We start from the raw sequence: 14,019 nt of genomic DNA on the forward strand, positions 1-14,019 counted from the left end.
TACATGGGGTAAATCTAGCAAGCGTGTCATGAGGGGCAAGTAGTACAAAATCTGAGTTTGTAGTATGAAAGGATATGGCTAAAATCCTTATTCTTTCGTTCCCCCCTTGTGGTAACTTTGGGTAGATGAGCGCGAACTATGTCTAGACAATTCAATAGACACTGATAACTTAAAAGCATATATAGCAATACTTTCAGTCTATTTTGTCCCTTATGATATGCTCGCTAAATTTACCCAATCAGTTTCATTTAAGCTTTTGTTTACGTATAAAAAAGGATGCATTTCTAGAAATAGAAGCTGAAATTTGGCTCCAATTACGAGATTCAGGTTTAGCTCCCGGAGTCTCCTTGTTTTTGTCAGGCATTAAATATACAAAAACAGCATGTTTTCTCAACTTTAATATCGCAGGGAAATCGAAACGGAAATATTTAGGAGTTACGCCCGAAGGAGGATGATTTATCCTCACAAATTTAGATCCTTTAGAATATCCATAGTCAGATTTTTGTCACAGCTTTGTAATACCTCTACCAATATGATATCTTATCCTAAAACTTGAGTTTAAAAATAGGATTACTCTCTACTATACTAAACCCACAAAACAGGGCGTTAGTTTGAGACTTTAGTTATTCTTTAAAAAGAACCAGAGGTTAACGCCCATGAAGCAACTACAGGTATTAATGCTAGGGCCTAGTTTAGAGCAAAATGGAGGAATAGCAACGGTTGAAAAACTGATAATTAAGCATAATCTTCCTCAGTTCAAAATACAACATATAAGCACCCATGATGAAGGCTCAATTACCTACAGAGTAGTTGTTTTCGCCAAAGCTCTAGCTACATTTTTATGGAAATTATCAAGTCAAGAAATAGATGTTGTACACATTCAGATTTCTGATGGTGGTAGCATTTTCCGAAAAGCGATTTGCTGTGTTATTGCCTTTCTCTTTGATAAGCCCGTCTTGATGCACACTCATGGTGCCGAATTTCATCTAACTTATGCTAAACTTCCTCAAATGGTACAGCAAGTTTTAAGTAAAGTATTTCAGCACTGCCAAGGGTTTGTTGTTCTTTCAGAAAGTTGGCAAGATTACTATGTGTTAAATCTAGGTTTAAATCCCAAGCAAGTTATTGTCTTGCCTAACCCATGCGAATTACCTACAGAGGTTCCTGAACGAAAAAATCGGACTCAAATAAGTTTGGTCTGTTGTGGGCGAGTTGGTCAACGCAAAGGGACATTTGATTTAATTAAGGCATTTGCTAACCTGCCAAATCATCAAAAAAAATATACTCAGCTAATTCTGGCAGGAGATGGTGAAATTGAAAAAGCGCAGCAGTTGGCTGCTAGTCTCAACCTTTCAGACCAGGTAACTTTTCTGGGTTGGATTAATTCCGAAAAACGGGATGAAGTGTTGTCACAAGCAGATGTGTTTATTTTGCCTTCTTACAACGAGGGTCTGCCTCTGGCGATTTTAGAAGCTATGGGTTGGAGTTTACCTGTGATTGCAACCCCTGTTGGAGGGATTTCTGAACTAGTGATTTCAAATCAAAATGGTCTGCTAGTTACCCCAGGAAACATCAAACAGTTATCGTCAGCAATGGAATTGTTGATTGAAAATGAGAATTTACGACTTTCTTTAGGCAGTAATGCTAGGAAAAATGTCGAACCTTTAGATATTAAAAATTGCTCCATTCGTTTAGCCGATATCTATAATTCATTATCACAAATTAATTAACTTTAGGTATTGATGAGAATTAATATTTGTGGAGTCGAAATTGACAAATATAGTTTTGATGAAGTTGTGGAACTAATCATTAACCATGCACTCTCCCAGAGGAAACCAGAATATGTCGTTACTCCTAATGCCATGCATATTGTTACCTTACAGGAGGATGTCGAGTTTCAAGAGATTTATCGCAAGGCTTTTTTAGTAGTGCCAGACGGGGTGTCACTGCTGTGGGCGGCTAAGTTTTTACAAACCCCCCTTTCCGGTAGAGTGAATGGTACAGATTTGTTCGAGAAACTCTGCGCCATTGCTTCTGAAAAAGGATTAAAGGTATTTTTATTAGGAGGTCGCCCTGGTTCTGCCGAAAAAGCGAAAAAAACTCTTGTTGCTAGACATCCAAGTTTGCAGATTGTTGGGACTTACTGTCCTCCCTACGGGTTTGAGTCTCAGCTAACAGAATTAAATTCAATCAACTCAACAATTATAGAGGCGGCTCCCCATATTCTATTTGTAGGTTTGGGAGCACCTAAACAAGAAAAATGGATAGCTGCCAATTATTTGTATTTAGGTGTGCCAATTTCTGTAGGTATTGGGGTCAGCTTTGAGTTGGTTAGCAATATGGTGACAAGAGCACCAGTTTGGATGCAAAAAGCAGGTTTTGAATGGTTATTTCGGCTTATAGTTGAACCTTCCCGCTTATGGAAGCGTTATCTATTTGGTAATTATACTTTTATTTGGTTGCTAATCAAACAGCGTCTGGGATTGTTTAAGAGACTTCCAAATACAAAAAGATCGGATCATTTTTAGAGGATGTTTGTCAAGTATTTTTCCTAACATCAAAACCTGAGAACTTTGATAAGTTTTCGTTTTTTCTGTAGGTTATAAGACATATCAAATGCTTATTCGACATTCTCTCATTGATAGTCGCGCAACTCAGAAGTTATTATGAATAACTATCAATTAAGAAATACCTCCATCTTGGCTCAATGCTAAATAGTTAGTCTGCGATGCCTGCGGTGTTCTCGTTGCGATCGCGGTTCACTAAATCCTGGGGTTAATTGACAGGATAGGTGCGTGGAGAGAGGAGGCAATACCTACAGTGGCAAGCTACGCTGGTGGCAACCCCTTCACCTAATAAGAGAAATGTTTAGACCTGAATCCTTACGAAATGGTAAGCTATAAGTTTTGAGATGAAACTCTAATTGCCGGCTTGCCATCTAGCAAAGTTAGGGTCAAACAACACTTTCCGATTAAGTCAGAATTCCAACAGTAGATTGGAACTCCTCCGTAACAGCAAGAAAACTCTTTAAGCGTTTGTGGTAAGTCTTGAAAAGTAATATTTGTTTGAACTGAATTCACTGCCGAAAGAGCTTCTGCTAGTATAAATATTGAACCGATTTCACCTAATCTTCTGTTTTCTAGCGAAATAGTATTGCCAAATGCAAGTTGATCTAGTTCCAATTCTGTAATCTGTAATCCTATAAGTCTCATCCCTTTCTGAACTTCACTTGTTTCTAGACCTTTTTTGAATTGTGTTAACTTAGATAAAGTAGACATAGTTTTTAAAGCTGTAATAATAAAAAATTAGGTTTATAGGTTTGTATGCTTTTGAAAAGCATGAGTTTACATCTGTCATTGTGCAAATAATTTTGGCTCTTAGTAACTCTTAGTAATTATGAAAAATTACGCAGCTTAACGCAGGAAGCAGTTCGTGCAAGCCTTGCCGAAAGACTAGACAAAATAGTTTTAAACCTGATTCCCTATGTTCGTGGAACTGGTAACAAAGGCTAAAATCCAACTTCAAGACAAGATTGTAATGCAGATTTTCTATGACCTTTGCACCGCAAGAACCTAAAGTTTTATATCCCTCTAAATCTCCCTTAAAAAGGGAGATTTAGATTCCGGTTCCTCCTTTTTTAAGGGGGGGGGAGATATAAAAGTGCCTAAAGGCACAACAAAACACTTTTCAAACAACCTCTTAGTAGTGCAAATACTTAGATTTCTGCTTCTATTTTTTCTATTGCTGAAGCTGGCACCTGTATTTGTTTTCTTCGGTCTAAATTCCCTATTTTTTGGTGTGAAAAGTAGCCATTTTGACAACTCATTGTCTTGCTATCTTTGCTCCCCAACTTTATGTCTAGTGCTTTCTTTTTGCTAAGTTGACATCAATGAAAGCTACTAAGGATTCTACTAGGGCTTGAGAGTTCAATTTTTTTATTAGCAACAGGACAGCTAAAGATTTAAGGAAGTCCTAAACCACTACTAACTTTAGATGGAGATGAATATGTTTAATAGCTCACCAATGAGATAGCTTTTGGCTTTAGATTTGTACTATTGTTGTGAGACGAACGACCAAAGAATTTACTTAGGGCAGTTATTTCGTGCATTAATTCTTTAAATCCTTCCAATGTCAGTGATTGAGGTCCATCTGAAAGTGCTTTAGCTGGATTGGGGTGAACTTCAATCATCAAGGAATCTGCACCAGCAGCTATTGATGCCATTGTCATAGTTGGCACAAATTCAGACTTACCTGTGGCATGACTAGGATCAATCATGATAGGTAAGTGGGTCAGGGTTCGCAAAACTGGAATTGCAGATATATCAAGCGTGTTTCTTGTAAACTGTCGGTCAAAGGTGCGAATTCCTCGCTCACATAGTATAACGTTTGGATTACCTCCGGCTAAAATATATTCTGCTGACATCAACCAATCTTCGATAGTGGCTGACAGTCCCCGCTTCAGTAGCACTGGCTTAGTGGTAGCTCCTAGTTTTTTGAGAAGTGAAAAATTTTGCATATTGCGGGCCCCAATTTGCAACACATCTGCTACTTCGATGAGCTTGTCTAAGTCATCTGTGTCCATGATTTCTGTAATGATTCCTAAACCTGTAGCTTCTTTAGCTTTTGCTAACAAAGCTAGAGCGCTCTCACCGTGACCTTGGAAAGCATAAGGTGATGTACGGGGTTTATATGCTCCACCACGTAAAAATTGTACACCGCATTCTTTCACCGCTTGGGCTGTCTCGACGATCATTTCTTCGTTTTCTACTGAGCAAGGGCCTGCAACTACAACTACAGGATGGTTTTGCCCAAAAGTTATAGGCCCATTAGGTGTTGGTACTACAACCTCACTATGTTCTCCGTAACGAAATTCTAAAGAAGCTCGTTTGAAAGGCTTTTTAATCCTAATCACTTGCTCTATAAAAGGGTTCAAATTTTGAATCTGGCGTGGATCAAGTTCTGAGGTATCTCCCACCAAACCGATTACTACTTTGTGATGACCTACACAGATTTCTGGTGTAAGTTCATGGCGACGAATTTCTTCATTTACTTGTTCTATTTCCGCAGATGGGGTGAAGGGTTTCATTACAATAATCACAAGTTTATCTACTCCTTAAATAGTGCAAAAATTGATAATTTTTAGCGAAAAGTTTAATCCAGATTCGCTGATTTATTGTTAAATACTAATCAGTTAAATATTGTAGGTTTATGCAACTAGAGAAGAATTATTTTTAGGTCAGGTTCTAGGTCTAGTGTACCCAAAAGCTCCAAAGAAGGGAAGGATTCCCATCCTTGATGCAAACATCCCTTAACCCACTGCTGTACAGTGACTTTTTATTTGTTGCTGTGCCAAATTAATGTCATTGAGGGTGTAAAGCTTGCACTCTTTAGCGTTAAGCTGAGAAGTAGCACAGTTCCCTTCCCTTATGATCATAAACATTGCCATAAAGGAAAAGGAATGAGATAGTCTAATCTTGACAAAGCTAACCTTAACTTTTACGTTTTTAAGGTTTTGAGATGTTCGCTATACCATGTCAAAGTGTGCCGGATAGCTTCACGTAAAGGGGTAGCATGGTTGCCAAATGCTTGAACGTATTTATCATGATTTACAACAAATGGCTCATCAAACTCATACATCATCTCGACGGTTTCACGAGCTTCTGGGATAAAAATCCCGCCTAGTCGCATCATGAACTTACCCATTTTACTGATTTTTGGTGGGTGTCCAGCTTCCTCAAAAGCTATGTTGATAAATTGCCGAGTAGTGATAGTCTCAGCGTTAGGTACGTGCCAAATTTGACCCAATGCTTTATCCTGTTCCCCTAATACCACTAATGCCTTGCCAAAGTCATCAATAAAGGTATAAGTATGAGGGAGGTCAATTTCACCGATCGCTGATGCAGGCTTCCCAGTCAGTACAGAGGGGAAAATGCGATCGCCCATTACAGAATCAAGTACTAGTGGCCCATAGAAGTCAGATGCTCGACCAATAGCAACTCGTACAATACCTCTACGGTGTGCATCCAAAAGCGCCTCTGCTATCTGCCCACGGACGCGCCCTTTGCGGGTGGTTGCAGCATTCGGCATATCTTCCCGCAACGCACCATTGACAGGGCCATACATATAGAGATTATCTCCCACAACGAGCTTTGCGCCACTGGCAGCTACCCCTTCGACAATGCTAGCTTGCAATGAGGGAAAAAACTCTGGCCATTGGGTGTAGGCTGGTTGTGCGCATTGGTAAACAACTGTTGCTCCAGTAGTAACCGCTCGTGTATTTTCAGAATTATAAGCATCGCTGGCAATGATTTCCACATTAGAGGGTACGTCTGCTTTGCCACTGCGGTTAATCATACGCACCCGTTTTTTCCGAGTCAGTAGTTCGCGCATGACGGCTTGTGCTAGGGGGCCAGTACCAAAAATTACATGGAGTTCTTCTGTTGTGTTCATGGGTTGGTTTTGATATTAGGAGAATTATTTTTTTAGATAATAATGCCAGGCTTCATTTAAACTTGGACGTTTTTGTGTCTTAATAAGGTCACACCTGCGGCTAAAAACCAGAGTTGGAGCATAGTTACTGACACGCTAATAAATGCCCCCAAATCCACCCCAAATAGTTCTATTAATTGAGTTGCCAGAAACAGAGCAGCGACGATCCCAAAGATTCCTAGCCAACGTGGTAGTGTTCTTGAACGCAATAAGTAAATTGAGATAATTGTTAACCACAATACGGTAAATAGGCTAACACCTAATACTTCACCGACCGAGCCAGCGTAGTCATTGAGGGTTTTATAGACAACAGCGATCGCTTCACGAGTTTGTGCAGAGATTGAAGGATCGGCATAGACTTGCGCTAAAGCTGGCATCGGTACTAACCAACGAATAATGCCCAGGCAACGAGTGACAGTAGATGCGATTCCAAAACCTGTTGCCACTTGGAGCCATACAGGGTTAGTTTCCCCATTGCTAACGACACGAGCAGTTAATAAAGCTACTACCCAAAAAAGTAGTGAATAAAGAAGATAAATCAGATAACCAATTCTGACTGGTTCAGCTTTTTTAATTAGTAATGGCAGCATTATACTAGCAGGTTCACCAAGGCTAGCTGGCCAGTTGATTGCTGCACCAAGAATAACAATCGGCACAAACAGCAGTAAACTTTCAACAATTAATACCAGACCAGTAGTTCGGTAAAGTGCTTTGATAGACATAAAGGAATTTATTTTTGACATGATTGCATGAGATAAGGAACACATGATTAGGTAGTAGAGACGTTGCAATACAATGTCTCTACTTGGAACAATTGGGATAATTTTGATAACTAAAACTAATTATGGGTAATTGTTAGTTCTGTAGTTTCTTGCGCTGGGACACAGCAACCAAAACTCCAAACATAAATATTCCCCAAGAAAAAGAAGCTTCTGGAACTGCTTTCAGCGCAACTGCGCGAATTTGCATCGGGTATGGCAGAAGTATCATATCGTATCCATTGCCGCTTGCAAAATTAATATCTAGTTCTCCAAAGTTCTCGTTAACTATCTGCACTCCACCACCAGCAGCATTAACATCATTTAAAAAAGCTGTGGCTAAACCTGCCAGCAATGGATCTAAATCAGATGCTTCTTTTGCTGCAATTGGGTCGGTAAAACTACTTTCAAAATCATCATCAAATGATGGTGTAGAACCATAATCGACAATTGAATAAAAATCAGAATATCCAAAGTCGACTATTTTAGTATTGCCACTGTAGAGTGCTATTTCAACATCATTTGGATTAGCTTTATAAATTCTTTCCTCAAGCGGTGTATTAGGATCAGCGTACCAATCTTGACCGAATATATCTGCACCTAAATTCCAAGTTTGGTTAAAATCGCGATCGCTCTTTTGACCAAATACAAAGCCAATATCATTGAGTGGGATGCCGTAATTTGTCAGGTATTGACCAAAGGTAGGGAAGCTATTAATGCTAATCAAACTTGTCATTCTGGTAGCACCGCTAGCCGGTTCTTCCGGGCTTCCTTGGCGACCAGTCCCGTAATATGGGGCATTGTTGAAACCTGGGAAATCTCGGCGCGAATTTAGACCGATTTCCTTATGACCGTGATCTGGAGCCGAAGGATCTGGATTATAGAAAGGCACAAAACCTTGATTTTCAGTCGGCGATCCATTTAACCCCAGAAAATTACTAGATGCTATTGGTCGTGATTTAATAAATTGTAGTTGGTTGTAGTCAAAGCTTAAGTTTGCGGCTTGAGCTGGTGCAGTTGCAGATAAGGCTACAAAGGTGGTGAGTCCAATAAGTTTAGACAGTTGATAAGTACGCATATTTGAGGTTTTAACGAAGCTTTCTTGACATTTTCAGCATCATATTATCACTGGTGTGATATTTTGTAGAGATACCGCAATCTAGCTTGAAAATAGAGAGTGCGGAAGGCGTACAGACGCGATTAATTGCATCTGTACTAGAGAATGGGGGAAAGACCGATGGAAAGTTTGCCACCCTAGTAGGGTTTGTGAAAGTGATTTGTCACTTCTACACCATTGCCTACTAAAGGTAGAACGGCTAGCATCTCTGCCATAAGTTCCAAATAGCGATCGCCAAGTCTACGAATAGTTGCAGGTAAGTGGAAATTCCGAGAGTATTCGATTTCTAAGTGAACAGTGCCATCGGTGATGGAGAAGAAAAACTCTAGTAACGCTGTACGTTTCTGGTCAGGGGAGGACAACCGACTATCTCTATCTTCCTCAATAAACTCAAACAGTTCTAAGGCGGGAGCAGTACGATTTCCTAAGTAGTTAGCTCTGACTGGAGTGAGATTGTTATCGGGATAAACATGATGAGGAAGTTGCTCAGAAATCCAATCAAAAGTTACTCCATTCATCGGCAACTCGTTAAATTTGGCTTGGATTTCCTTGGTGGTTTGCTCCCACTTGATGGAACGTCCTACATTAACCCCGACAGGGAAATTCATCGCAAAGTTACCAACACTATTTAAAAACGTGTGCGTGCTATCTAGATTTCTGCCGTGGCTGCGATGGCTAACGACTACCCAAGGCTGTCCACTCCACTCAGCCATCAACCGATACAAAGTAGAAAGTAGCAACGTGTAGACATTACATTTGTAATACTGTTTGGCTTCACGTAAGAGAATGTTACTACTGTTTTTGGACAGAGTAAATTTTTCGCTGGCGGCGGAAGCCTCTAAATTAGCTCCCTTTTGATGGTCAAAGGGAACTTGGAAGGTATATTCCTGAGAAGGAAATTGAGATTTCCAATAATCTACATGACTTGTCAAAGCTCCTTGTTGTTCCGCCTGCATCAGCACACGCACATAGTCTATATAAGAAGGTATCGAAGGGAGAGGCTGAGACCTCTGAGTTCTGTTCCCCAGCAACTCGCTGTAAGTCAACCATAAGAGATTAAAAATCACCCCAGTACTCAGCAAATCACCGATGATATGATGTCCAACCAGCGAGATATCGTAGCAGGATTCATTCACCTTGATCGCGATTACTTTCATCAGCGGCCATTGGTCGATTTGAAACTGTTGAGCTATTTCTTGTATCCGGTTGTGGATTTCACTGTCTCGCTGTGCAGATGTAAGATGACTACCATCGTAGAATTCAGCACTCAACTTTTGCTCTGGGGAAATTAACTGTTGCCACCATTGTTGATCTCGTTGCACAAACACAGTCCGTAGAGCAGGATGAGTTTCTAGTACAATATTGAGAGCTTGGTTAAATATCTCTGCGTCTAATGGTTGATGGAAAAGAAAACGCGTGTAGCCATTCCATTGATATGGAGCCTCAAAGTATTTCACTAACCAACGTTGAGCAGGGCCTAGAGGTAAGTATTGTTGGGATACTGTTGGCTTTTCTTGAGTGATAGCAGCCAAAATAGCCTTGCGGTCTAGCTTACCATTGTGGGTTTTAGGTAGACTGGCTAGCCATTCCCATCGGTGAGGAATCATGTAATCAGGCAAGCGTTGAGCCAGGAATTCCTTAATTTGTTGATTGTCTACTTGAGAACCAGCCAAGCAAGCTATTAACCGTTTTTGACCATTTTCGTAATCTACAGCTAAAACGGCAGCTTCATTAATCGCGGGATGGCTATTGAGAACACTTTCGATTTCACCCAGTTCTACACGGAAACCACGTATTTTAATTTGATGGTCAATGCGTCCATGATACTCGAAACTGCCATCGGGCAATTCCATAGCTAAATCGCCGGTTTTGTATAAATATTCCCCTGGAACGTGAGAAAAGGGATTAAGCCGGAATGCGTCTGCTGTGCGTTGTGGATCTTTGAGATAACCTTTAGCCAATTGCACGCCGCCAATCCAGAGTTCTCCCATTTTTCCTGGGGCTAATGGCTGCATCTGTTCATCCAAGATTAAGATATACACATTATCTATAGCTTTACCTATAGGAATGCAGATTTCTTGTTCGCCTGGACGTTGACGAATAATGTGTGCGGTGACATCAATGGAAGCTTCAGTGGGGCCATAAAGATTGGCTAAACCAACACTCATGCCATACTTATCAATCCAACGCTGTACAAAAGGTACAGGTAAGGCTTCACCACTAAAGACTAACCAACGCAAATTGGGAAAAGTCCATGATTCTGATTCTAAAGCATTACAAAATTCTCCAAATAGGGAAGGAACAAAGTGCATGACATTGATTTGGTTATCTTTAATCCACTGTGCTAAGAGCCAAGGATTTTTGACTGTTTCTGTTTCCACAGAATAAACAGTAGCTCCCACCATCAAAGGCCAGAATATTTCCCATACTGATATATCAAAACAGCAAGATGTTTTTTGGGCAACGCGATCGCCATAACGCAATTGAAAAGCATTCTGCATCCAAACCAGGCGATTCATGTAACCCCGATGGTTGAGCATCACTCCTTTAGGTTTACCTGTAGAACCAGAGGTGTACAGTACTGTCATCAAGTCATCAGGAGTATTAACATTGGCAGGAGCTATGTCTGAACAACGCGCCCAAGTCTTTTTGTTTAACTGTGTCCAAGCTTTACCTTGCTCAAAAATACCCTCATCTAAGAACATCAAAGTATTTAAAGGTAACTGCTCAGTCAGGCATTCTGCTAACTTGTTTGTCAAGCGATTTTCTGTTAGCAAAATTCCGATTTCAGCGTGTTCTAGTATGTACTTAATCCGTTCATGAGGATATATAGGATCTAAAGGAACGTAAGTTCCGCCTGCTTTGAGAATACCGAGAATCCCCACAAACATCAAAGGCCCACGTCGTGTCATGATCCCCACAAACACGCCTGGTTTAACTCCCTGAGCCTGCAAATAATTAGCCACCTGATTGGAAAGACGGTTCAACTCTGCGTAGGTAATTTGAGTTTCCCCATCCGTCACCGCTATGGCATTGGGAGTACGCTTGGCTTGCTCGATAATTTCCCAGTAAGGAATTTCTTGGGGTTGTTGATTGTTGACAACTGATTGGTTTTGTAAAGAAGATGATTGTTTCTTACCAAGTAGCACAGCCATTTCTTGCAGACTGCGACAAGAAAGCAAGACTTGACGATTTACTTTGCCTAACCGTTTTTCTAACCTCGTAACAATGCGGATGAGTTCCAAAGAATCCATTCCCAATTCTGCTTCCAAATCCTTAGCCATATCATTGGCAGTAATCTGGGAATGGCAGATTTCTGTGGCGATTTCTTGCAGAAGCTGGGCTATATTTACATCTGTTTGTGTTTTGGGTAGTGGCTGTGTTAGTTGCTGAGATGGGATTTTTAGTGAGGCTAATTCCTTGATTTGGGTAATGTATTCATGCATCAATTCATCGATAACAGACTCAGGGAAAAAGTTACTGTCGTAGCTAGCGAACAAATGTAAACTGTCGTCAAATATTTCTTGCAAGATATCAATTGTTCCCGCAGCATTAATACCACCTGCGCGATAATCGATTACATCTATGGGGCCATATTTGTTTTTAATATTAGTCTGTCCTGTAAATGGACAGTATAAATTTGATTTCAGTATGCGGCGATACATAGGTAACATCCGCTCAGGGATTTTGCCATCTTCTAAAACAATATTGTCTCGGAAAGCGATCGCCATTTGACGAGTTTGGGCGCGGTCATAACCATTAACCAACCCTTGTTGGATTTCCTGATGAACGCGGTTTAACAAGCGTTGCCAATCTTCATTCGGTGCTGGTAAGTCTAGGCTAATGGACAAATTCTGAGCAAAACTACCCACCACATCAGAAGCATCTATGCCTGGATAAACCCGCCCACTGGTGGGAACTTGAACCATAATCGGTTCGTTTTTAGACTTCTCAAACTTGGCAACAGCCCGCACAAACGCACCCACTAGTAAAGAGTTAAGTGGTAATCGCCATTCACGAGTTTGGGCAATTAGTTGATTAGTAATGGCCTTTCCTAAAGAAAATCTGCGGTTATGGAATTTTGGACACAGGGATGTGATAGCATTTCCTGTGGGATTCCATAAGTAAGAATCTTTGCCTCGTCGATTTACATACTCGACCAGTGCTTTGTCTTCTTCTGGGTCTTGCCAAGCATTAATTGATTGCACCAATTCGCTGTAATCTTGAACGGTTGTAGGTGGCTGCAAATTAGGTTGTTCACCGCAGACATGAGCGCGGTAGATTTCCATAAATTCGCGTAAGATTACATGACATCCCAGGGCATCAGAAATGAGATGCTCGTTGGCTAACACCAGTTGATAAACTGAATCTTCCAGCCGAAAAACAAAAAATCGATGTAGTGGCCACTCTGTCATTTGCCATTCATAATTGAGGCAGCGATGCAATTCATCATTAATTAGTTGTTCTTGAGCCTCACTATGAAGATGCCTGATATCAGTAACGGGTATATCAGGAGGAGTGGGGTTTTCCATAACTACCATTTCGTAATCCTTGAATCTGGTAGTATCGGGAGGAATGATAAAGCGCGATCGCAGCATCGGATGACGATTCAGCAAGTCTTTCCAAGACTGCCAAGCAACGTTTGAATCAAAATCACCTCGTAAACGTAGAGTAGAAAATAAACTAATTGAGTTTACCACCCAATGACCGAGTAAATGAAAATACTGTCCAGAAAGAATCTCAACCTTTTCTATTTTCTGCTCCTCTTGATTGATAATACTTGCAGATGGTGAAGAATCGGAATTATCTATTTGGGAAACTAAGCACTTATCAGCTATTTGCACGACATCGCCCAAAGTTTGCAATTGCATCAAGTTTTGCAAAGGCAATGTTTCCATAAATTTGGGTTGTATTTCTTGGGGAATTAGTGCAACTAATCCATTCAATAATTCCATCATTTTGATGGAATCTAATCCTAAGTTACCCTCCAAAAACATATCTCGTTCTAATTCTTCTGCATCATGTCCAGTAATTTTGGCAACTAGGGAGAAAATAGGCAATTCTAAGCTCTTAGTACTCATTGCATCCTCTAAAAAAATTAATGTTCGCAATAAAAAATTCCAAAATCTTACCTAATTAAGTAAGTATTGTTTTTAAGTCTAGTTATTCATACAAAATTAAATTTGAATGGATAAGAATTACGAGAAAAATTAATCTTCGCTCTTGTTATGTTACTTATCGCCTTGATCTGAGCTATTTATGCAAAAAGTTAGGAGCAATAAAACAAAGGGTTAGCTTTCTTTGTCTATTGCTTCCTAACTAATTTTGGAAGTTTTATTGCTCTGTGGGTCTTAGTGGTCAGTTATTAGCTGTTCTGCCACTGACTACAGACCTCTGATGAAACTTTACCCACAAGGGGGTAGAGTTTTTTATACTAATAACTTCAGCCTATTTACCAAATCTCTGCAAATCCTGAGCCAGCTTGATGTAACTTAACTGGCGTTGGCTGTCCGTGAGTGGAGATAATTGTTCCATTGGCAACAGTCGAGTTTGGGCTACTGCTACTGGATTCCTCGGTTGTTGGCTATTGTCCACAATCTTCAAGTCCTGAGTCAACTTAGCGTAACTTGACTGGCGTTGACTGTCTGTGAGTGG

At 40.4% G+C, this 14,019-nt stretch carries 9 protein-coding genes; 2 read left to right on the plus strand and 7 right to left on the minus strand.

The features are described from left to right. The first annotated feature begins 656 nt into the window (after positions 1-656). Positions 657-1,730 (plus strand): glycosyltransferase family 4 protein, encoded by a 1,074-nt coding sequence (locus G1O98_RS07425; RefSeq protein WP_163928075.1) that lies wholly within the window; start codon positions 657-659, stop codon positions 1,728-1,730. Positions 1,731-1,742: 12 nt separating this feature from the next. Beyond that, positions 1,743-2,528, plus strand: coding sequence for a WecB/TagA/CpsF family glycosyltransferase (locus G1O98_RS07430; protein ID WP_163928077.1), 786 nt, complete (start codon positions 1,743-1,745; stop codon positions 2,526-2,528). 369 nt (positions 2,529-2,897) lie between these two features. Here the strand turns inward: G1O98_RS07430 and G1O98_RS07435 are convergent, their stop codons facing one another. The 7 genes from G1O98_RS07435 to G1O98_RS07465 form a co-directional block, all read right to left on the minus strand. Continuing rightward, positions 2,898-3,278: a hypothetical protein gene (locus G1O98_RS07435; protein ID WP_163928079.1), complete on the minus strand. Its 381-nt coding sequence runs from the start codon at positions 3,276-3,278 to the stop codon at positions 2,898-2,900. Positions 3,279-4,009: 731 nt separating this feature from the next. Continuing rightward, positions 4,010-5,098, minus strand: a complete 1,089-nt coding sequence (gene aroF, locus G1O98_RS07440) for a 3-deoxy-7-phosphoheptulonate synthase (RefSeq protein ID WP_163928081.1) — start codon at positions 5,096-5,098, stop codon at positions 4,010-4,012. Between the two features lie 398 nt (positions 5,099-5,496). Then, a complete protein-coding gene (locus tag G1O98_RS07445; protein WP_163928083.1) occupies positions 5,497-6,450 on the minus strand; it encodes an SDR family oxidoreductase in 954 nt (317 codons plus the stop codon). Between the two features lie 56 nt (positions 6,451-6,506). Then, a complete protein-coding gene (locus tag G1O98_RS07450) occupies positions 6,507-7,211 on the minus strand; it encodes a DUF4386 family protein (protein ID WP_163928085.1) in 705 nt (234 codons plus the stop codon). Between the two features lie 133 nt (positions 7,212-7,344). Continuing rightward, positions 7,345-8,325, minus strand: coding sequence for a hypothetical protein (locus G1O98_RS07455; protein ID WP_163928087.1), 981 nt, complete (start codon positions 8,323-8,325; stop codon positions 7,345-7,347). Positions 8,326-8,501: 176 nt separating this feature from the next. Next, positions 8,502-13,445: a non-ribosomal peptide synthetase gene (locus tag G1O98_RS07460; protein WP_163928089.1), complete on the minus strand. Its 4,944-nt coding sequence runs from the start codon at positions 13,443-13,445 to the stop codon at positions 8,502-8,504. Between the two features lie 367 nt (positions 13,446-13,812). Beyond that, the coding region (locus G1O98_RS07465) for a hypothetical protein (RefSeq protein ID WP_207794492.1) at positions 13,813-14,019 on the minus strand (207 nt) is incomplete at its 5' end.

This window comes from Nostoc sp. UIC 10630, from assembly GCF_010747425.1.
Lineage (GTDB): Bacteria > Cyanobacteriota > Cyanobacteriia > Cyanobacteriales > Nostocaceae > Nostoc.